At 57.6% G+C, this 18,879-nt stretch carries 21 protein-coding genes; 4 read left to right on the plus strand and 17 right to left on the minus strand.

Annotation, left to right across the window (positions count from 1 at the left end; all coding sequences use genetic code 11):
• Window positions 1-39: 39 nt before the first annotated feature.
• The 8 genes from dagF to ACOTYH_RS14065 are packed head-to-tail and all read right to left on the minus strand — an operon-like array spanning window position 40 to window position 5,522.
• Complete coding sequence (gene dagF / locus ACOTYH_RS14030; RefSeq protein WP_015572511.1) at window positions 40-780, minus strand: 2-dehydro-3-deoxy-phosphogluconate aldolase; 741 nt, start codon at window positions 778-780, stop codon at window positions 40-42.
• A complete protein-coding gene (locus ACOTYH_RS14035) occupies window positions 777-1,895 on the minus strand; it encodes a DgaE family pyridoxal phosphate-dependent ammonia lyase (protein WP_017383914.1) in 1,119 nt (372 codons plus the stop codon). Before ACOTYH_RS14035 ends, dagF begins: the two co-directional genes overlap by 4 nt.
• Entirely contained in the window at window positions 1,879-3,012 is a 1,134-nt protein-coding gene (locus ACOTYH_RS14040) for an amidohydrolase/deacetylase family metallohydrolase (protein ID WP_039271920.1), read from the minus strand. The genes ACOTYH_RS14035 and ACOTYH_RS14040 overlap by 17 nt, the downstream gene beginning before the upstream one ends.
• A 42-nt stretch (window positions 3,013-3,054) precedes the next feature.
• On the minus strand, window positions 3,055-3,696 hold the full coding sequence (locus ACOTYH_RS14045; protein ID WP_015572508.1) for a DUF4310 family protein: 642 nt from the start codon (window positions 3,694-3,696) through the stop codon (window positions 3,055-3,057).
• Between the two features lie 13 nt (window positions 3,697-3,709).
• On the minus strand, window positions 3,710-4,486 hold the full coding sequence (locus ACOTYH_RS14050; protein ID WP_006810337.1) for a DUF4311 domain-containing protein: 777 nt from the start codon (window positions 4,484-4,486) through the stop codon (window positions 3,710-3,712).
• Window positions 4,487-4,508: 22 nt separating this feature from the next.
• Window positions 4,509-4,808 (minus strand): DUF4312 family protein, encoded by a 300-nt coding sequence (locus ACOTYH_RS14055; RefSeq protein ID WP_006810338.1) that lies wholly within the window; start codon window positions 4,806-4,808, stop codon window positions 4,509-4,511.
• 2 nt (window positions 4,809-4,810) lie between these two features.
• The gene (locus ACOTYH_RS14060) at window positions 4,811-5,173 is read right to left on the minus strand and encodes an SFCGS family glycine-rich protein (protein WP_006810339.1); all 363 of its coding nucleotides are present in this window, start codon (window positions 5,171-5,173) and stop codon (window positions 4,811-4,813) included.
• Between the two features lie 10 nt (window positions 5,174-5,183).
• Window positions 5,184-5,522: a PRD domain-containing protein gene (locus ACOTYH_RS14065; RefSeq protein ID WP_026080657.1), complete on the minus strand. Its 339-nt coding sequence runs from the start codon at window positions 5,520-5,522 to the stop codon at window positions 5,184-5,186.
• A gap of 415 nt (window positions 5,523-5,937) precedes the next feature.
• On the opposite strand from ACOTYH_RS14065, the gene ACOTYH_RS14070 reads away from it, so the two are divergent.
• Complete coding sequence (locus ACOTYH_RS14070; protein WP_017383916.1) at window positions 5,938-6,093, plus strand: Hok/Gef family protein; 156 nt, start codon at window positions 5,938-5,940, stop codon at window positions 6,091-6,093.
• A 70-nt stretch (window positions 6,094-6,163) separates the two neighbouring features.
• On the opposite strand, the gene cybC is transcribed toward ACOTYH_RS14070, so the two are convergent.
• Together cybC and pmbA are read right to left on the minus strand one after the other, a co-directional pair.
• Complete coding sequence (gene cybC / locus ACOTYH_RS14075) at window positions 6,164-6,550, minus strand: cytochrome b562 (RefSeq protein ID WP_421637790.1); 387 nt, start codon at window positions 6,548-6,550, stop codon at window positions 6,164-6,166.
• A 43-nt stretch (window positions 6,551-6,593) separates the two neighbouring features.
• Window positions 6,594-7,946 (minus strand): metalloprotease PmbA, encoded by a 1,353-nt coding sequence (gene pmbA, locus ACOTYH_RS14080; RefSeq protein WP_015572506.1) that lies wholly within the window; start codon window positions 7,944-7,946, stop codon window positions 6,594-6,596.
• A gap of 95 nt (window positions 7,947-8,041) precedes the next feature.
• Here pmbA and yjgA point away from each other — a divergent pair, with 95 nt between their 5' ends.
• Entirely contained in the window at window positions 8,042-8,593 is a 552-nt protein-coding gene (yjgA, locus tag ACOTYH_RS14085) for a ribosome biogenesis factor YjgA (protein ID WP_003856072.1), read from the plus strand.
• Window positions 8,594-8,698: 105 nt separating this feature from the next.
• Here yjgA and mpl read toward each other — a convergent pair whose 3' ends face one another.
• The gene (gene mpl / locus ACOTYH_RS14090; protein WP_017694649.1) at window positions 8,699-10,072 is read right to left on the minus strand and encodes a UDP-N-acetylmuramate:L-alanyl-gamma-D-glutamyl-meso-diaminopimelate ligase; all 1,374 of its coding nucleotides are present in this window, start codon (window positions 10,070-10,072) and stop codon (window positions 8,699-8,701) included.
• Window positions 10,073-10,251: 179 nt separating this feature from the next.
• Between mpl and fbp the strand changes: the two genes are divergently transcribed.
• Window positions 10,252-11,250, plus strand: coding sequence for a class 1 fructose-bisphosphatase (fbp, locus tag ACOTYH_RS14095; protein ID WP_003856070.1), 999 nt, complete (start codon window positions 10,252-10,254; stop codon window positions 11,248-11,250).
• Window positions 11,251-11,287: 37 nt separating this feature from the next.
• On the opposite strand, the gene ACOTYH_RS14100 is transcribed toward fbp, so the two are convergent.
• The 5 genes from ACOTYH_RS14100 to ytfQ all read right to left on the minus strand — a co-directional run bounded on the left by ACOTYH_RS14100 (window position 11,288) and on the right by ytfQ (window position 17,536).
• Complete coding sequence (locus ACOTYH_RS14100; protein WP_047637821.1) at window positions 11,288-12,856, minus strand: methyl-accepting chemotaxis protein; 1,569 nt, start codon at window positions 12,854-12,856, stop codon at window positions 11,288-11,290.
• Between the two features lie 93 nt (window positions 12,857-12,949).
• Complete coding sequence (yjfF, locus tag ACOTYH_RS14105; protein WP_017383921.1) at window positions 12,950-13,951, minus strand: galactofuranose ABC transporter, permease protein YjfF; 1,002 nt, start codon at window positions 13,949-13,951, stop codon at window positions 12,950-12,952.
• Entirely contained in the window at window positions 13,938-14,963 is a 1,026-nt protein-coding gene (gene ytfT / locus ACOTYH_RS14110; protein WP_017694652.1) for a galactofuranose ABC transporter, ATP-binding protein YtfT, read from the minus strand. Before ytfT ends, yjfF begins: the two co-directional genes overlap by 14 nt.
• A 10-nt stretch (window positions 14,964-14,973) precedes the next feature.
• Entirely contained in the window at window positions 14,974-16,476 is a 1,503-nt protein-coding gene (gene ytfR / locus ACOTYH_RS14115; RefSeq protein ID WP_047637823.1) for a galactofuranose ABC transporter, ATP-binding protein YtfR, read from the minus strand.
• 103 nt (window positions 16,477-16,579) lie between these two features.
• Window positions 16,580-17,536: a galactofuranose ABC transporter substrate-binding protein YtfQ gene (ytfQ, locus tag ACOTYH_RS14120; protein ID WP_017383924.1), complete on the minus strand. Its 957-nt coding sequence runs from the start codon at window positions 17,534-17,536 to the stop codon at window positions 16,580-16,582.
• Between the two features lie 309 nt (window positions 17,537-17,845).
• On the opposite strand from ytfQ, the gene ppa reads away from it, so the two are divergent.
• On the plus strand, window positions 17,846-18,376 hold the full coding sequence (ppa, locus tag ACOTYH_RS14125) for an inorganic diphosphatase (protein ID WP_006810347.1): 531 nt from the start codon (window positions 17,846-17,848) through the stop codon (window positions 18,374-18,376).
• Window positions 18,377-18,533: 157 nt separating this feature from the next.
• Here the strand turns inward: ppa and ACOTYH_RS14130 are convergent, their stop codons facing one another.
• Entirely contained in the window at window positions 18,534-18,878 is a 345-nt protein-coding gene (locus tag ACOTYH_RS14130; protein ID WP_017383925.1) for a gamma-glutamylcyclotransferase family protein, read from the minus strand.
• Between the last annotated feature and the right edge of the window lies 1 nt (window position 18,879).

Consider the following 18,879-nt stretch of genomic DNA (forward strand, 5'->3'; position numbering starts at 1 on the left):
CCTCTCCCTTTGGGAGAGGGTTAGGGTGAGGGGCAGGTTCTACTTAACCAGCTTCTTCGTCATCGCCAGCAGCGTACGCACATCTTCCGGACGCGTATCACCGCTGGCTTTATCGATAATCGAGCTGTAGATATGCGGGATGATTTTGCTCACGCCCGCATCCAGGGCGATCTGCAAGATCGCCTCGAAGTTCTCCAGATCGATTCCCCCGGTCGGCTCCAGCCAGAAGTCGTGACGGGCGCAGGCTTCCGCCACCGCCTGGTATTCGTCACGGCATTTCAGGCCGCCCATCGGGAAGTACTTGATGGAGCTGCCGCCGAAATCTTTCAGCAGGGCGATAGCGGTTTCAACCGGCACTATGCCGTCCATAGCTGCGCTGCTCAGCGGGCCGGTGGAGATTTTCACCATGCCGACGGTGCCGGTCGGGGAGACCAGACCGTTGACCACGGACTCATTCTGCCCCAGCAGCGCGCGGCTGGTGGCCACGCCGGTAAAGACCTGGTTAACGTGCTGCGGCTGCACCTGGCGGGAGATTTCACTCACCATCGCCGACTGGTTCGGGTCGCCCGCGCCCAGCCCCACGGAGAGCGCATTATCAATCAGGGCTGCGTATTCGCGCATGTCCGCAACCGCGCTCGCCACGTCCGGGTAATTTTTGGAGAGCACGCCCACCAGCACGTGACCTTCCGCCGCCTCGTAAATGGCGCTGGCGTTGGCTTTCGATCCCGCCAGCACGTTCAGGCAGACGCGGTCACGGTAAAAGTTGGGGGTCAGTTTCATGCTTTTTTCTCCTGTCCTAATACTTCGCTAATGCGGCGGTACACGATGTTCAGCTGGTCAGCATTCACGCTGCGCACGTCCGCCTCGATAATCCCTTCGTTGGCCTTATAGCCACGGAAGTAAATGGCGTATTCGCCCTGTTTCAGCTTCGCCACCAGATCGCCCGTGCCGACGCCCGTAGCGGCTTCGTCGAACTTAATCTCGGTACGGGCGATATCGCGACCGGCGCTGTCCCAGACCACGCGCGCGGTCACGCCGTTCAGGGTGTTCAACGCGTCGATAAACGGCGTCATCTTCGCCACCATCTCGGCCCCGCTCTCTTTGGTCGCCGTCAGGTAGTGTTCGATGGCGCAGGTCAGGCCCAGGATACCCTCTTTGCCCACTTTCATCGCGCGACCAATGCCCGCCGTCTGGCGCTTCACCCACTCAACGTACTGGGTTTTGCCGATCACCAGCCCGCTGGTTGGCCCTTCGATCGCCTTCGCGCCGCTGTAGATCACCAGATCGGCACCGGAGCGGTAGTAGGCGTGCAGATCTTCTTCCGCCGCCGCATCGACGATCAGCGGGAGATCGTGCTTGCGCGCCACGACCGCCGCCTGCTCGACGCTGAGCATGCTTTTCTGCACGCAGTGGTGCGATTTGATGTAGAGGATCGCCGCCGTGCGCGGAGTGATCGCCGCCGCCAGCTGATCGGCAGAGCATTCGTTGGCGTAGCCCGCCTCCACCAGCTTGCCGCCGCCCAGCGCCACCATGGTGCCCACCGGCGCGCCAAAGTTCACGTTGTGGCCTTTCGGCAGGACGATTTCGTTGTTTTCAATCGGTGTGACGTGCAGGTTTTCCAGCAGCCAGTCGCTGTCTTTCACCAGCACCGCCGCCACGGACTGGGCAATGCCCGCCGACGCGCAGGAGACCACCGTCGCCCCTTCCACCTCCAGCAGCTTCGCGATGTATTCCCCGGTTTTATTGACCAGATCCTTCATCTCGAAATAGTGATTCATGCCGTCCATCGCCGCCTGCACCACTTCCGGGCGCGGCGTGGAGACACCCAGCGCCGTCATGCGGCCAGAGGTGTTGATAACCTGCTTTAAGTTGTACTTCTCATAAATCGAAGGCATGTTCCGTGCTCCCTTGTTCGGTCATGTAGCCCTTGCCCGCGCGGATAGCGGCAAGCGGCATCAGAATGTGTTCAGCCTGTAGGCTGTCGTTTTCGGCATCCGTCAGCACCGTCGGCTGGCGCTTGAGCGTAAACAGCGTCAGATCGGCGTCGAGGCCAGGCTGAATGCGGCCTTTGCGCGTCAGGCGCAGGCCGTCGGCGGCGTTGGCCGTGACACAGTCAATCACCTGCGGCAATGACATGCCGATGGCGAGGAATTTCGACATCACGCTCGCCAGCGAGCCGACCGGGCCGTTGATGCGGTTGCGGCAGTAAATATCCGAGCTGATGGTATGCGGCAGAATGCCCATCGCAATGGCGCGCTTCGCCACTTCAAAGCTGAAGCTCGCCGTGCCGTGACCGACGTCCAGGCGCACGCCGCGCTTCAGCGCAGACGTAATGGAGGCGCGTAGCTCGCCGGAGGGCGTCAGAATGCGGTTAGGCTTGCCGTTGTAGCAGTGGGTGATGATGTCGCCGGAGCTCAGCAGTTCGGCAATCTCATCGAGGTTCGGCGGGTTGTTGCCGATGTGCACCATCAGCGGCAGGTCGCTGTTCTCTTTCTGAATCGCTTTCGCGCGCTCCAGCGGGGTGATGCCGTTTTCACCGACCACGCTGCTGCTCATGCGCGCCTTCAGGCCAACGATAAAATCCGGGTGGCGCGTCACCGCCTGCTTCACCGCATCGGCGTCAATGTTCGCCATGTTGGCCAGCTCGTTCTGGGCGATCAGCCCCACGCGGGAGATGTTCAGCAGGGCAAACACCTCGGTGGAGGCTTTGCGAGTGATGGCGTAAAAATCGTCCACGTCGTCGGCTCCGGTACTGCCCGCGTCCACCACGGTGGTGACGCCGGTGGCAATGCCCACGCTGTCCGGCTCGTCGTGGTAAATCGGGGAGTTCGGGTAGCAGTGGACGTGGGAGTCAATCCAGCCCGCGCTGACGAACACGTCGCCGTTCAGCTCAACCGTTTTGCGGGCGGGAGCGTCAATGTCGCCTGTCGCGGCAATCTTCCCGTCCTGGATGGCGATATCGGTCAGGGTATCGTCGGCGAGGCGCGCACGGCGCAGGAGTAAATCAAACATGAGGATCTCCTGATAAAGCGGGCACCGAAGCGCCCGCGGGTATTAAAGGGCGACCGGGAACAGCCAGCCCAAAATCATTGCGCCGAGGATGGCGCCACCGGTAATCGGCTTCTGCCAGATGTAGAACAGCAGTGCGCCTACCAGGGAACCGACGCCGATTGGAATGGAGGCGGTCATGGCGCTGAGGATAATCAACGGCCCGAGGAAGCGGCCGGAGGCGTTACCCGCGCCCATCATCACGTCTGCGCCGTAGGTGGAGTTGCTCTGATTGATGGTGAACTTACGCGCCAGGATGATGACGTAGCCAATCGCCAGGCCAATCACCAGGCCGGTAATCAGCGCGGCAATGAAGTTGGTCACCGGGAACATGATCCCCGCGCCCAGCAGCAGCGCCGGAACGCCGAGGCCCACGCCGGTCTGGATCGCACCGCCGATATCGAGAATACCCACCAGCGAGCCTTCGATAATACGGGCGAACAGGAAGCTAGCACCGAACGCCGCCACCGCGCCGTAGACGCCGGTATCGATTCCCGCTTTCAGCATCGCCACGAAGGCCACTTCGTTAAACGCGCCGATGCCGTAGAGGTAGTACATGTGCGTCCCGGCGAAGACGCCGGAGGAGAGCAGGCCAACGAAGATCGGGAACGACCAGTCGGCATACCAAAAACCTTTATTCTGTTCCATTTAGAGGCTCCTGTTATTTACCGCTGAGCGAGTTGTGGATCATGTCGAGCCAGTTCGGCACGGTCAGATGGAAGGATTCGATCATCTTCATGTCGAAGCCGCGGAAGAAGCCGCTCAGCACGAAGAGCAGAACGATCGCCGCCATCATCACTTTGGTGACGTGGTTCCAGCCACTCTCTTCAACACCTTTACCAATCAGAATACCCAGTACCAGACCCGGTACGGCGTTACCCATGATCAGCTGTGCCGCGCCGCCAAAGATGGTGGCCCAGAAGCCCGATTTTTTACCCGCGTCGATGGCCGCCAGCCAGAAGATCACCGGCATCACGGTGTTGACCAGCAGGTTCGCCGCCGGTACCAGCACCTTCACGGCGGTCACCTGAAGCGCTGCCGGAACGGAGGAGGCGGTCAGGTTAAGGAAGGTCACGACAATCATGCCGATGATGCCGCAGGCAATCGCCATTTTGCGCGGGTCATGCAGCGTTTCACCGACGTTACGGTTTTTAATCATCAGTGCAGCAGCACCCCAGTTGGGGATGATGCGGTGGTCAACGTCCTGTGTGAAGGCACCTGCGGCCACGGAAGAGGCCCAGGCGTTAAAGAAGAAACCTAACCCAAAGGAGAAGTGGGACGCCGGATCCCCTTCGCAGGAGTTCAGTTCCCCCAACGTACGAAACGCGCCCATACCCTGAGTGGTAGGCGCATGAAACATGCGTGCAGCCCCGGCGCCAACACCGACGCCAACCAGGCCGCCAATGATGAGCGATTTTATTAATATAATTAAGAACATCAGTCTGCCCTTTTATGAATAATCAGCGTTGCGTGACGAAATCCACCTGGTCGAGATTGATGGCGGTCACGTTGACGGTCACATCCAGCTCCACGCTGTAGGTGCGTCTTTCCCGGCGCAAAAAGAAGAACAGAAACGCTTCTTTTCGCACCGCTTCTTGCGCCTGAACAACCTGCACATCCTGTGGCTCAATACGCAGTAAGATATGCGGTGAGGCTTTCATCACCGCAGCCTGAACGTGGTTGAGGGCGTCGGCAAAGGCGCGCGCTTTGGCGTCGCCCTTCCCCTTCACTCTCACCGTGGTTGTGAACTGTTCTTTCATGCTTACGCGCCGTATTTCTTCTGCCACGCCTGTACCAGACGCTCGCCCAGCTCTTCTTTATCCATAAAGCCAAAGCCCAGCACGTTGCAGCCTTCGTTGATGGCGGTCACCCCCTCATCCACGGAGCGCATGCCGTATTTGGCCTTGTAGCCATATTTGGTCTGAGCGGTGATGGCGCCCGCGCCGCCGCTGCCGCAGAAGGAGATCCCGAAGGTGGCGTTTTCTGCTTTCATCACGTCACCGAGCTTCATATCCGCTGCCATGCCCGGTACGACAACCGCGCGTCCGCCGGCTTTTTCCACACCCGCAGCCACTTTCTGACCTTTACCCAGGCGATCGCCAATCACGACTGTAATCTGTTCCATGTGTTGCTCCTTAAAGGTTGTCTTTCGCGACTTCGAAGTGAACGGAGAGCAGCCAGGCCTCTTCATCAGGAAGGTTGCCGAACTGCGCTACCACTTCACGGGCGAGTTGCATTGAATCTGGTGAAATTTCGTCGAACAGCTCTGCTTCAACCTCCGGCAGCGGCTCGCCGGTCACGGACCGGTGCGCCATTGCGCGAACGTGGGAGGTCAGCATCTGCTCCTGTACCGCGTTGGGAATGATGTTGTGCCGGGCCAGCAGGGCGTAGACCTGCTGAAGCATGGTGTTCGCGAGCTGTTCTGTTTGCACCGCCTGTTCCCCAACGTCGTTCATTACCGCTCCGTTAATCACTCGTCTTACCCCGTTAATGGCTCTGGAATAAAACTAACGTCGAGGGGGAATTGTTTGTAGCGAGTTGTTTTCCACTTCGAAGTGGAAAGGCGAGCAGCGGCAGTGATCTGTGCCACATAAATGCGGTGAATCTGTATAAATCGCTGGATTTACGTGATGAATATCACGCTATTACGCGGCATTAGACTGGTAAGCGGAGTGGAAAAGATTACGAGCAGGCTCGTAGAAATGTGACGTGGATAAGGTTTTCTTATGGGGATCCGCTAGAGTGGCGGCGGGTGCTTGAGACTGACCGTCTCAGGCATGGGACGGAAGTGGAAAGCCCCGCCTGATAAAAAATCAGGGCGGGGGCTCGAAACGACACGTCACACCGTGGAGTTCGCTACCTCGCCCGCTTAAAAGCAAGGAGGCATCCATGAAACGCAGAAACCCAAGTATCGGGGTTTTGATGATTATTTCTTTGACAATAATCATCTTAACGCTGGTGACGAGGAAAACACTGTGCGAGATCCGTTTTCGTAACGGCTCGCTTGAAGTGACAGCGCGGATGGATTGTCGCTCCGGCAAGTAGGGAGCAACGATGCGGGGGTGCAGCATGCGCCTCCGCATACGGGGAGAGGACGTACAGCTCAGGCACCCAATTAACGATACTTTTTGTGGTACGTGTTGCGGGTCGCGACAAACTGATCGGCTGCCGCCTGGGCTTCTTTCACTTTGCCTTCGTTCGCCAGCTTCAGCGCGCCGTCAATCTGGCCGACCAGCACGTCAAAACCGTGGCGGTAGTCTTTCATCTCGGCGCTGTCTGCCGCTTTGCTTTCCAGCTTCGGCGGCGTCGCTTTTTGCGCATCCAGCGCGGCTTCACGCATTTTAGTCAATGCGTCTTTCATGTCCGCCGCATTGTCCGTTTTCTGCACCACCTTCAGGTTTTCAGTGAGGATGTCCATGTTGTCTTCGAGATCGGCAGCAAACGCAGACGAGCCAAGAACCAGCGTTGAAGCCGCGACGATCGCTAACAGGTGTTTACGCATTGCTCACTTCCTTTTTTTATTATTAATCACGCTTTTACGAGGATTATTGCCCGGCGATTTTCATCTCCGGCAGTAATACAGAACCACACTGAATATTGCTGCGTGTTTCAATATCGTTACCGACCGTAACAATATTGCGCCACATGTCCTTCAGGTTGCCGGCGATGGTGATTTCGCTCACCGGATACTGAATTTCACCGTTTTCGACCCAGAAGCCCGCTGCGCCGCGAGAGTAGTCGCCGGTGATACCGCTCACGCCCTGCCCCATCAGCTCGGTGACCACCAGGCCGGTGCCCATCTCTTTCAGCATCTGTTCAAAATTCAGGCCCTGTCCGGCAATGCGCCAGTTATGAATGCCGCCCGCGTGCCCGGTGCTTTTCAGCCCCAGCTTACGCGCGGAGTAGTTGGTCAGCAGCCACTGGGTCAGAATGCCGTCTTTCACGATATCACGACGTTCCGTGCGCACGCCTTCGCTGTCAAACGGCGTAGAGGCCAGCCCTTTCAGCAGGTGTGGGTGCTCTTCGATGGTCAGCCATTCCGGCAGGATCTGCTTGCCCAGCGAGTCGAGCAGGAAGGTCGATTTACGGTACACCGAACCGCCCGCAATCGCTCCCACCAGATGACCAAACAGGCCGGTTGCCACTTCGTTGGCAAAAATGACCGGCGCTTTCATGGTGGAGAGTTTACGCGGCGAAAGGCGTGACAGCGTGCGTTCGGCGCACGCTTTTCCCACCCACTCCGGAGACTGCAAATCTCCCAGCGCGCGGCCAATGGTATACGCGTAATCACGCTCCATATCGCCGTTTTCTTCGGCGATGACGCAGCTGGAAAGCGAGTGGCGGGTTGAGCAGTACCCCTGCAACATGCCATGGGAGTTACCAAACACTTTAATGCCGTAGTGGCTGTTAAAGCTGCCGCCTTCGGTATTGGTGATGCGTTTGTCAGCCTGCAAAGAGGCCTGCTCGGCTCGCGCGGCCAGCTCAATGGCTTCATCCGGCGTCACTTCCGCGGGATGGAACAGATCGAGATCCGGCGCGTCAAACGCCAGCAGCTCTTTATCGGCCACGCCAGCGTAAGGGTCCGGGGAGGTGTAGCGCGCGATATCCAGCGCCGCCTGCACCGTACGGGCGATGGCATCCGGGCTCAGATCGGTAGACGACGCGCTGCCTTTACGATTCTGGTGATACACCGTGATCCCCAGCGCGCCATCGCTGTTAAATTCTACATTCTCCACTTCGCCATAGCGGGTGCTCACGCTAATGCCGGTGGTTTTGCTGACCGCCACTTCGGCGCCATCTGATTTACCTGAAGCGAGCGTCAGCGCGGTGGAGACGGCTTCTTCCAGGATCTTACGCTGCGCTTCAACTTGTGAGGTTACTTTCATCGCAAATGCCATACTGTAAGAGAGAGTTAAGTGAAGTCTAACAGAGAACCGTTTTTCAGTGCGCGTCTTAACTGGTAACATTAGCCTCTTTTTTTAAGGAGCCTGACATGACTAAGCAGCCCGAAGACTGGCTCGACGACGTTCCCGGTGATGACATCGAAGACGAAGATGATGAGATCATCTGGGTCAGTAAAAGTGAAATTAAACGTGACGCCGAAGAGTTAAAACAGCTTGGCGCAGAAATGGTAGAACTGGGTAAAAACGCGCTGGATAAGATCCCGCTCGACCAGGATCTGCGTGATGCCATTGAACTGGCACAGAAAATCAAGAAAGAAGGGCGTCGCCGCCAGCTTCAGCTTATCGGTAAACTGCTGCGTCAGCGCGACGTGGAGCCGATCCGTCAGGCGCTGGACAAACTGAAAAACCGCCACAACCAGCAGGTTGCGCTGTTCCATAAGCTGGAGCAGATCCGCGATCGTTTGATCGAGCAGGGTGATGACGCAGTACCTGAAGTGCTGAACCTGTGGCCGAATGCCGACCGCCAGCAGCTGCGATCGCTTATCCGCAACGCGAAGAAAGAGAAAGAAGGGAATAAGCCGCCGAAGTCTGCGCGCCTGATTTTCCAGTATCTGCGCGAGCTGTCTGAGAACGAAGAGTAATCTGTGCGGGTTTGCGCCGGATGGCAGCGTAAACGCCTTATCCGGCCTACAAGGTCGTGCGAAAAAATGTAGGCCCGGTAAGCGCTAGCGCCACCGGGCTTTTTTTTACTCTGCGGCCGCGGCTTTCTTCGCCAGACCGTCCAGCAGCTTCTGATGGATCCCACCAAACCCACCGTTGCTCATCACCAGAATGTGATCGCCAGGCTGTGCGGCTTTCACCACCATATCCGCTAAGACATCCACGTCCGCACTCCAGTGCGCTGGCTGAATGCAGGCGTCTGCCACTTCGGCCACCTGCCACGGAATATGCTGCGGTTGCAGCAGGAAGACTTCGTCGGCACGTCCTAAGGACGGCGCGAGATCGTCTTTGCAGATGCCCATTTTCATGGTGTTCGAACGCGGTTCCAGTACGGCCAGAATGCGCGCGGTGCCGCCAACTTTGCCACGCAATGCGGCAAGCGTCGCCAGAATGGCCGTTGGGTGGTGCGCGAAATCGTCATACACGGTAACGCCGTGGGCTTCACCGCGCAGCTCCAGACGGCGACGGGCGTTGATAAACGAGCCCAGCGCATTGGCGGCATCCGCAGGCAGTACGCCCACGTGACGCGCCGCGGCGATCGCCATCAGGCCGTTGTGCATGTTGTGCTCGCCCACCAGGCCCCACTTCACCTCGCCCACTTTCTCACCGTCGAGCAGCACTTCCCATTCGGAGGCATCCGCGTTGAGCTTTTTCGCCTGCCAGTGCCCCTGCTCGCCAACCAGCTCCTGCTCGCTCCAGCACCCCATCGCCATAGTCTGCTTCAGGTTGATGTCGTTCTCCGGCAGGATAATGCGGCCCTGACCCGGAACAATGCGCACCAGATGGTGGAACTGTTTCTGAATCGCTTTCAGGTCGTCAAAGATATCCGCGTGATCGAACTCAAGGTTGTTGAGGATCAGCGTGCGTGGGCAGTAATGCACGAACTTGGAGCGCTTATCGAAGAACGCGCAGTCGTATTCATCCGCTTCAATCACAAAGAACGGGCTGTCGCCCAGACGCGCGGAGACGTCGAAATTCCCCGGTACGCCGCCGATCACGAAGCCCGGCTTGTAGCCGCAGGCTTCGAGGATCCAGGTCGCCATACCAGCGGTGGTGGTTTTGCCGTGCGTCCCGGCAACGGCGACAACCCAGCGGTCGCGCAGGACAAAATCATGCAGCCACTGCGGGCCAGACATGTACGGGATATTGCGTTCCAGCACCGCTTCAACGCATGGATTCCCACGGGTCATGGCGTTACCCACGATCACCAGATCCGGCTGCGGCTCCAGCTGGCTGGCGTCATATCCCTGAATCAGAGAAATTCCCTGCTTCTCGAGCAGCGTGCTCATCGGCGGATACACATTGGCGTCCGAACCTGTCACTTCATGGCCCAGCGAGCGCGCCAGCATTGCCAGTCCGCCCATGAAAGTGCCACAAATCCCCAATATATGAATGCGCATACGTCACTATCCTTCTTCAATGTGGCGCACATTTTACTCACATGTCAGCGGCTGTGAAACGCATTTCAGGTAAATCCGTATTTTGCTGGCGCGATTCACCTCTGCGCTAATATTTGAATGTTTGTTAAGATTGTTGGACATCAACCGCTTTACTCAACATAAGATGCAGGGAAAGTGTTATGAAAACGTTAGGTGAATTTATTGTCGAGAAGCAGCACGAGTTCTCTCATGCTACGGGTGAGCTCACTGCTTTGCTGTCGGCAATAAAGCTGGGCGCTAAGATCATCCACCGCGATATCAACAAGGCCGGTCTGGTCGATATCCTGGGTGCCAGCGGTGCCGAGAACGTTCAGGGTGAGGTTCAGCAGAAACTCGACCTGTTCGCCAATGAAAAACTGAAAGCTGCACTGCGCGCGCGCGACATCGTTGCGGGTATCGCCTCTGAAGAAGAAGATGAGATCGTCGTATTCGAAGGGTGTGAACACGCGAAATACGTTGTTCTGATGGATCCGCTGGACGGCTCCTCCAACATCGACGTTAACGTTTCTGTCGGTACCATTTTCTCCATCTACCGTCGCGTCACGCCGGTTGGCACACCGGTGACGGAAGAAGACTTCCTGCAACCGGGCAGTAAACAGGTTGCTGCCGGTTATGTGGTGTATGGCTCGTCCACCATGCTGGTGTACACCACCGGCTGCGGCGTACACGCCTTTACCTACGATCCGTCCCTGGGCGTGTTCTGCCTGTGCCAGGAGCGTATGCGCTTCCCGGAGAAGGGCAACACCTACTCCATCAACGAAGGCAACTACATCAAATTCCCGAACGGCGTGAAGAAGTACATCAAATTCTGCCAGGAAGAGGATAAAGCCACCCAGCGCCCATACACCTCGCGCTACATCGGCTCGCTGGTGGCGGATTTCCACCGTAACCTGCTGAAGGGCGGTATTTACCTCTACCCAAGCACCGCCAGCCACCCGGACGGAAAACTGCGTCTGCTGTACGAGTGCAACCCGATGGCATTCCTGGCCGAACAGGCAGGCGGCAAGGCGAGCGACGGTAAAGAGCGTATTCTGGATATCGTGCCGGAAAGCCTGCACCAGCGCCGTTCATTCTTCGTCGGCAACCGCCATATGGTGGATGACGTTGAACGCATGATCCGCGAATTCCCGGACGCGTAACGCACGAAAAGGGGAGCCAGGCAGGCTCCCCTTTTTTTCAGGCCGTTTGCATCGTCAGCTTGAAGGAGGCCATCGCTTCCATCAGCTCGCGCGACTGTTCCTCCAGGGAACGAGTTGCCGCAGATGATTGCTGGACCAGCGCCGCATTTTGCTGCGCCGTTTCATCCATCTGATTGACGGCGATATTCACCTGCTCAATACCGCGGCTCTGCTCCTGGGACGCCGTCGCAATTTCACGCATCAGTTTGGTCATACGCAGTACTTCGGTGGCGATCTCGTCCATCGTCTCACCGGCCTGCTGCGCCAGCTCGCTGCCCTCGTTCACGTGGGTTTGCGAATCGCTGATAAGCGAGCGGATCTCTTTCGCCGCATCAGCACTGCGGCTGGCGAGATTACGCACCTCACCCGCCACGACCGCAAAACCTCGCCCCTGCTCACCCGCACGCGCCGCTTCAACGGAGGCGTTCAGCGCCAGAATATTGGTCTGGAAGGCAATGCCGTCGATGACGCTCAGGATATCGGCGATGCGCGCCGAGCTGCCGGAGATGTCGCGCATCTTCTCAATGACATAGCAGACCATTTCACTGCCGTGATCGGCGGTATCGGAGACCGACTTCGCCAGCTGGTGCGCCTGCTCGGCGTTATCGGCGTTAAGTTTCACCGTGGCGGTGATCTCTTCCATGCTGGCGGCCGTCTGCTCCAGCGAGGTGGCGGTGGATTCCGTGCGCTGGGCCAGGTTCATATTCCCGGCCGTCAGCTCGCGGCTGCCGGTATCAATCTGCGAGCTGGCGTCACGCACCCGCAGAACCGAGTCCATCAGCGACTGGCGCATCCCTTCGATCACCGCGTTAAGGCGATTAAATTCCTGGCTCGCCGGCGCGTTCAGGGTATGGGTTAAATCCCCGGCCGCCACATGTTCCAGCTGGGCAATTGAGGCTGAAAGCGGCTTGAGCAGCATATGGCGCAGCACCAGCCAGGCCAGCACGATAATGCCAGCCGTCAGCAGCGCCGCGACGATAATCAGGATCAGCACGCGGGTTTTACTCGCCTGCACGGCGCTCACCTCCGCTTTACCGCGCGCCTCGCTCCATGCCTGGAACGCCTGCATATCGTTATCAAACTGCTTCGCCACCGGGACCAGCTTGTTTTCCAGCAGATCGTAATAGCTGTCCGCGCTTTGCTCGTTCAGGGCTTTCAGCATCGGGCTGATACCCTGCTGGTTGTACACCGCCAGACTCGCGGCGACGTTATCCAGCAGCTTTTGCCCCTGCTCATCCGCCACGCCGCTGCCGATCACGTCCTTCAGCGTTTTCTGTGCCAGCGCCACTTCCTGGTTAATGGTTTTGACCGCCCTGGCCGCATCGTCCAGCAGGCCGACCTCCATCATGCGGACGGCCTGCCCCGCTTCGTTACGCGCGCGCAGGATCAGCGTATAGCCGGCATTCAGCTGCACCATCTGTTCACCCTGAAGATGATTGATGCGCTGGAGAGAAGCGGAACTTTGTGTAAGGGCATAAATGCCGATGCCGCTGACAATCAGCAGCAGAAGGGTCATAACGGCCAGTAAAGAGAGCAAGCCGGTACGAATCGATAGCGTTTTAAGCATGATGTTATTTCCGGTAGCGAGATATTTCTGGGCATAAAAAAAGAATATCGGCCGCTACCGGAAAATGTTTAGAGTTCAAGCAATTTCAGCATGTTATCGCTCTGTTAAAGATGTATTCACCCGGGTAACAGGCGAGCTCTGGCGGTTCTCCCACAGCACCGTCAGGCCGCGCTGGAGCGCGATAAAAATAAACAGCAGAATGCCGATGGCGATTTTGGTCCACCAGGAGCTGAGCGTGCCGTCGAAGTTGATATAGGTCTGAATCAGCCCCTGGATCGCCACGCCAAACAGCGTGCCGAGGACTGTCCCCACTCCGCCGCTGAGCAGCGTACCGCCAATCACTACCGAGGCAATGGCGTCCAGCTCAACGCCCACCCCCGCCAGGGCATAGCCTGCCTGGGTATAAACCGAGAATACAATCCCCGCGAGGGTGGCCAGCCCGGTCGAAAGCATGTAGATGCGAATAGTCGTGCTGCGCGTGGAAATTCCCATCAGGTTCGCGGACGTGGCGCTGCCGCCAATGGCATAAACCTGGTTACCAAATCGGGTACGGTGGGCGAGGAAGATCCCGATCACCACCACGCCCAGCATCAGCAGCCCCATTGCGCTCAGGCGCCCCCCGCCGGGGATTTTCCACGCCAGACTGGAGAGCGTGTCGTAGATCGGATGGTTAATCGGAATTGACTCCTCCGACACCAGATAGCTCACGCCGCGCAGGAAAAACATCCCGGCGAGGGTGATGATAAAGGCCGGAATTTTCAGCGCATCGATCAAAAGCCCCATAAAGGCGCCGAACGCACAACCCATGACCAGCACCAGCGGAAAAGCCAGCAGCGGCGAAATCCCCCAAAAGCCAATCGCCTTGGCAAGGAACACGCCGGTAAAGGCGATCACCGACCCAACGGAGAGGTCGATCCCGCCGGAGAGGATCACAAACGTCATGCCGACGGCGATAATGCCTAAAAAGGCATTGTCGGTCAGGATGTTGCAAATCACCCGCGTGGAGGCGAAGCCCGGGAACTGGGTCAGGCAATAGAGGTACCCCAGCACGAACACGCCCAGCGTGATCATTAACGGCAAATTACGTTTTATCATGACCGCGGTTCCCCTTAATGAGAGTGATAAAGCGCGGCGACTGCACGATAAGTACGATAAGCACCACGACCGCTTTGACGACCTGATTCAGCTCCGGCTGGAACCCGGAGAGCAAAATACCGGTATTCATACCCTGAATAATCAACGCCCCCACCACCGAGAGCAGCAGATTAAAACGTCCGCCCATCAGCGATCCACCGCCGATAACCACCGCGAGGATCGCATCCAGCTCGAGCCAGAGTCCGGCGTTATTGGCATCCGCTCCGCGAATATCGGCGGCCACGATCACCCCGGCAATCGCAGCACAGACGCCGCTCAGCACGTAAGTCAGCATCACCATCAGCCGCGTATTTACCCCGGCGTTTTTCGCGGCCCGAATGTTAATCCCCACCGCTTCGATGAACATCCCGAGCGCCGTTTTGCGGGTGAAAAGCCAGAACATCACCAGCGTCACCAGCGCGACGATCACCGGCGTCGGGAAGAACAGAAAATTACCGCTGCCGATCCACGCCAGGCTCGGGGAGTTAAAGGTGACGATTTGACCGGAGGTGATAAGCTGCGCCACACCGCGCCCGGCCACCATCAAAATCAACGTCGCGACAAACGGCTGGATCTTGAGCACCGCAACCAAAATGCCGTTCCACAGCCCGGCAAGCACGCCGGAGCCCAGCGCGGCCAGCAGGACCACCGGCAGGCTGTGCCCGGCGACGGTCATCGAGGCGGCGGTGGCGCCCGCAATCGCCATTACCGCACCGACGGAGAGGTCGATCCCGCCGGTGGCAATGACCAGCGTCATACCAATCGCCAGCAGCGCCACGGGCGCGGCACGGTTTAAGATGTCGATCGGGCTACCAAACAGGCGGCCATCCTGCACGACGATCTGGAAAAAATGCGGAGCCACCAGGCTATCCACCAGCAGCACCAGCAGCAGCGCCACGATTTGCGGCGTGCCGGTCGGCCAGGTGAAGCGGCGCTTCGCTTCGCCAGTTTGCGAAAGAGAACGGGACATCACATTTGACTCCTTACGCCGCGATGGCATTCATGATCGCCGGTACCGACAGTTTATCCAGCGGGATCTCTGCCACCTGCCTGCGATCGCGCATGATGATGACGCGATCGGCATAGCCGACCAGCTCCTCCAGCTCAGATGAGATCACCAGCAGCGCCAGACCGTCGGCGCAGAGCGTTTCGATAAGCCGGATGATTTCGGCGTGCGCGCCCACGTCGATACCGCGCGTGGGCTCGTCGAGGATCAGGAATTGCGGCCTGGTGAGCAGCCAGCGCGAGAGGAGAACCTTCTGCTGGTTACCGCCCGAGAGGAACTCGATGGGCTGTTCCGCGCTCGGGGTACGTATACCGAGCTGGCGGATGAAGCGCTCGGCAATCGCGTTCTGCTCGCGCTTAGGGATCGGACGCAGCCAGCCGCGCTGGGCCTGTAGCGCCAGAATGATGTTTTCCCGCACCGAGGCGGCGGCAATAATCCCGTCCGTTTTCCTGTCCTCCGGGCAGAAGCCCACGCCGAGGCACGACGCCTGATGCGGTGAACGTAGCGTTTGTGGTTTGCCTTTGATCAGCGCCGTTCCGCTGTCGGCAGGTTTGATCCCGAAGATGACTTCGGCGGTTTCGGTGCGCCCGGAGCCTAACAGCCCCGCCAGACCCACAATTTCACCGGGGCGTACCTCGAGGTTAAACGGCGCGATGGTCCCTTTTCTGCCGTAATCGTGAAACGCGGCGATCGGTTTTTCGCTCAGCAGCGTACGGCCCGCGCGCTGAAGCGCGTTGGTCTCGAGCTCGCGGCCCAGCATCATTTTGACCAGCTCTATCTGCGGCAGCTCGCGGGTTTCCCGGCAGCCGACAAAGCTGCCGTTGCGCAGCACCGTTATACGGTCGCTCACCTCGTAAACCTGATCGAGGAAATGCGTCACGAAAATCAGGCTGACGCCCTGATTACGCAGCTGGCGCATCAGGGTAAAAAGCATCTCCACTTCCTGGGTATCGAGGCTGGCGGTGGGTTCATCGAGGATCAGCACTTTCGCCGAGAGATCGATAGCGCGACAGATCGCGACGATTTGCTGCATCGCTACGGAAAAACGGTTCAGCGGTTCGCGCACGTCGAGAGAGAAGCCATACGATTCCATCAGCTTCGCGGCGCGCGCTTCCATCTCTTTGCGGCGCAGCAGGCCAAAACGTCTGGGTTCGCGGCCAATAAACAGGTTATCCGCTACCGACATGTTTGGCAGCAGGTTCACTTCCTGGTAGACCGTGCCGATCCCCAGTTGCTGGGCATGCGCGGTGTTTTTGGGCGAAATGGCGTTACCTTCCAGCCAGATAGCGCCGCGATCGGCGTGATAGACCCCGGTCAGGGTTTTAATCAGCGTCGACTTCCCCGCCCCGTTTTCGCCGAGCAACGCCATGATCTCCCCACGCCGCAGGCTGAAATCAACGTTATCCAGCGCCTTAACGCCAGGGAAAAATTTACTCAGGCCCTCTGTGCGGAGGATTTCCTGGTGTTGTTCGGTGGTCATGGTTTCCCCCTGCATCAGGCCGGATGACGCTACGCTTATCCGGCCTACAAAAGAGCGTATCGTAAGCCGGGTAAGCGCAGCGCCACCCGGCAATTTCACTGGATCAGTAGCCCATATTTTTCTTCTTCTCTAACTCTTCTTTCGCCGTGTCCGGCAGGTAGAGCGTGGATTTGGTGATGGTCAACTTCTCAGGCTGGGTGCCGTCTTTCTTGAATTTCTCCAGCGCATCGAATGCCGGGCCCGCCATATTTGGCGTCAGCTCCACGCTGGCGTTCGCTTCGCCGTCAATCATCGCTTTGTAGATGTCCGGTACGCCGTCGATCGAGCCGGTGAGGATATCTTTGCCCGGCTTCAGGCCCGCTTCTTTGATGGCCTGGATGGCGCCGATCACCATGTCGTCGTTGTGGGCGTAAACCATGCAGATATTTTTGCCGTTATTTTCTGCCTTGATGAAGCTTTCCATGACCTCTTTACCCTTGCTGCGGGTGAAGTCGCCGGACTGAGAACGGATGATCTTAATGTTTGGTGCTTTGGCGATGGCCTCCGCGAAACCTTTCTTACGGTCGATAGCCACGCTCGCCCCGACGGTGCCCTGCAACTCAACCACGTTACACGGCTTGCCATCCACCTGCTTCACCAGCCAGTCACCAATCAGTTTGCCTTCCAGCACGTTATCGGCGGTGACGGTGGTCATATAGAGAGATTTGTCTTTTACGTCGATGGAACGGTCGAGCAGGAAGACCGGAATTTCAGCATCTTTGGCTTCCTTCAGCACCGGCTCCCAGCCCGTGGCGACAACCGGGGCAATAAAGATGGCATCCACGCCCTGAGCGATAAACGAGCGCACCGCTTTAATCTGGTTCTCTTGCTTTTGCTGACCATCGGCGATTTTCAGCGTAATACCGCGCTTTTCGGCCTCACTTTTCGCCACATTCGTTTCAGCGGCGCGCCAGCCAGATTCAGATCCGACCTGCGAAAATCCAACGGTTAAGGGTGCGGCCATCGCCATAGACGACATGGCTGCCGAAACTGCTGTAACAAGAAGTAAGCGCTTCCACATATGAACGTCCTCGTAGGGTAGGTTATTGTTGGTTAAAAGATGTTCCGCGGATGAACTATAGCCAATGGAATATGTTACGGATTGCGTTACATCACACTTCAGAAAAGTGAATAAAACGTTAATCACAAGTTTGTAATCGCTTTCATTTCAACATTTAAAATGCGGCTGAGTTTATGGATTATCCTGTCATGGAAACGGTCTGAAAAGTGAAGGCGCGAGGGAGAGAAGACGAAAACAGGCGGAGACTTTCAGCGCCAGTTGGCTATAATACCTGCCACTTGTTTACCATCCATTTTAAAGGACACCGACATGAGCTTACTCAACGTCCCTGCGGGTAAAGAACTGCCAGAAGACATCTACGTTGTGATCGAAATCCCGGCCAACGCAGATCCAATCAAATACGAAATCGACAAAGACACCGGTGCGCTGTTCGTTGACCGTTTCATGTCTACCGCCATGTTCTATCCGTGCAACTACGGCTACATCAACCACACTCTGTCTCTGGACGGTGACCCGGTTGACGTACTGGTCCCAACGCCATATCCATTGCAGCCAGGTTCCGTCATTCGCTGCCGTCCTGTTGGCGTGCTGAAAATGACTGACGAAGCGGGTGAAGATGCGAAACTGGTTGCCGTACCGCACACCAAGCTGAGCAAAGAGTACGATCACATTAAAGATGTGAACGACCTGCCAGAGCTGCTGAAAGCGCAGATCGCCCACTTCTTCGAGCACTACAAAGATCTCGAAAAAGGCAAATGGGTTAAAGTTGAAGGCTGGGATAACGCAGAAGCGGCGAAAGCAGAAATCATCGCCTCTTTCGAACGTGCTGCTAAGAAGTAATTCTTACTGCTGAGACTAAGCCTCGCGCGTCGGGGCTTTTTTGTGCCTGTCGCTCCTGGTAACCCGTGCGATTGAGGAGTATCGCCCGGCGGCGCTACGCTTGCACGGGCCTACGGCGCAAAACGACAACGCCACCTTACGGTGGCGTTGTCGTTTTTCAGAACTGGTCTCTGTCTAACCAGTTACCGCTTTCAATCAACGTTAACCCGTCGACCGAACGTTGGTACACGTACATCCATGCACTGCCGTAAGGCGTCTGGATCAACTGGCGAGCGTATTCACCGCCCCTGGTGCGCAAGGCATCAAGTTCGGCCAGCGTGGCATTATCAATACGATAAACCTCACCCTGTACCGTTCCGTTCCCCGGAACCGCGCCTGGATAGTGGCCCAGACTGTACAACTGGTAGTTTTCGATTGTGTAATTTCCCAGCAACTGGGCGTTGGTCATCCAGTGGCTGTTGCCTTGCCTGGTTCGTAAACTGCCGTAAACAAATATTCGCATT

It is taken from the genome of Enterobacter cloacae complex sp. SHL001 (assembly GCF_049236825.1).
Taxonomy (GTDB): Bacteria; Pseudomonadota; Gammaproteobacteria; order Enterobacterales; family Enterobacteriaceae; genus Enterobacter; species Enterobacter hormaechei_C.

What these genes read in the sequence shown, in the direction of transcription:
- ACOTYH_RS14050 (WP_006810337.1), bottom strand. Translation starts at nt 4,486, where the DNA reads ATGTTCTTAATTATATTAATAAAATCGCTCATCATTGGCGGCCTGGTT.
- pmbA (WP_015572506.1), bottom strand. Translation starts at nt 7,946, where the DNA reads ATGGCATTTGCGATGAAAGTAACCTCACAAGTTGAAGCGCAGCGTAAG.
- ACOTYH_RS14035 (WP_017383914.1), bottom strand. Translation starts at nt 1,895, where the DNA reads ATGCCTTCGATTTATGAGAAGTACAACTTAAAGCAGGTTATCAACACC.
- ACOTYH_RS14060 (WP_006810339.1), bottom strand. Translation starts at nt 5,173, where the DNA reads ATGGAACAGATTACAGTCGTGATTGGCGATCGCCTGGGTAAAGGTCAG.
- yjfF (WP_017383921.1), bottom strand. Translation starts at nt 13,951, where the DNA reads ATGATAAAACGTAATTTGCCGTTAATGATCACGCTGGGCGTGTTCGTG.
- ACOTYH_RS14100 (WP_047637821.1), bottom strand. Translation starts at nt 12,856, where the DNA reads ATGCTTAAAACGCTATCGATTCGTACCGGCTTGCTCTCTTTACTGGCC.
- ACOTYH_RS14045 (WP_015572508.1), bottom strand. Translation starts at nt 3,696, where the DNA reads ATGGAACAGAATAAAGGTTTTTGGTATGCCGACTGGTCGTTCCCGATC.
- ytfQ (WP_017383924.1), bottom strand. Translation starts at nt 17,536, where the DNA reads ATGTGGAAGCGCTTACTTCTTGTTACAGCAGTTTCGGCAGCCATGTCG.
- ytfR (WP_047637823.1), bottom strand. Translation starts at nt 16,476, where the DNA reads ATGACCACCGAACAACACCAGGAAATCCTCCGCACAGAGGGCCTGAGT.
- ppa (WP_006810347.1), top strand. Translation starts at nt 17,846, where the DNA reads ATGAGCTTACTCAACGTCCCTGCGGGTAAAGAACTGCCAGAAGACATC.
- ACOTYH_RS14055 (WP_006810338.1), bottom strand. Translation starts at nt 4,808, where the DNA reads ATGAAAGAACAGTTCACAACCACGGTGAGAGTGAAGGGGAAGGGCGAC.
- fbp (WP_003856070.1), top strand. Translation starts at nt 10,252, where the DNA reads ATGAAAACGTTAGGTGAATTTATTGTCGAGAAGCAGCACGAGTTCTCT.
- dagF (WP_015572511.1), bottom strand. Translation starts at nt 780, where the DNA reads ATGAAACTGACCCCCAACTTTTACCGTGACCGCGTCTGCCTGAACGTG.
- ACOTYH_RS14040 (WP_039271920.1), bottom strand. Translation starts at nt 3,012, where the DNA reads ATGTTTGATTTACTCCTGCGCCGTGCGCGCCTCGCCGACGATACCCTG.
- mpl (WP_017694649.1), bottom strand. Translation starts at nt 10,072, where the DNA reads ATGCGCATTCATATATTGGGGATTTGTGGCACTTTCATGGGCGGACTG.
- ACOTYH_RS14130 (WP_017383925.1), bottom strand. Translation starts at nt 18,878, where the DNA reads ATGCGAATATTTGTTTACGGCAGTTTACGAACCAGGCAAGGCAACAGC.
- yjgA (WP_003856072.1), top strand. Translation starts at nt 8,042, where the DNA reads ATGACTAAGCAGCCCGAAGACTGGCTCGACGACGTTCCCGGTGATGAC.
- cybC (WP_421637790.1), bottom strand. Translation starts at nt 6,550, where the DNA reads ATGCGTAAACACCTGTTAGCGATCGTCGCGGCTTCAACGCTGGTTCTT.
- ACOTYH_RS14070 (WP_017383916.1), top strand. Translation starts at nt 5,938, where the DNA reads ATGAAACGCAGAAACCCAAGTATCGGGGTTTTGATGATTATTTCTTTG.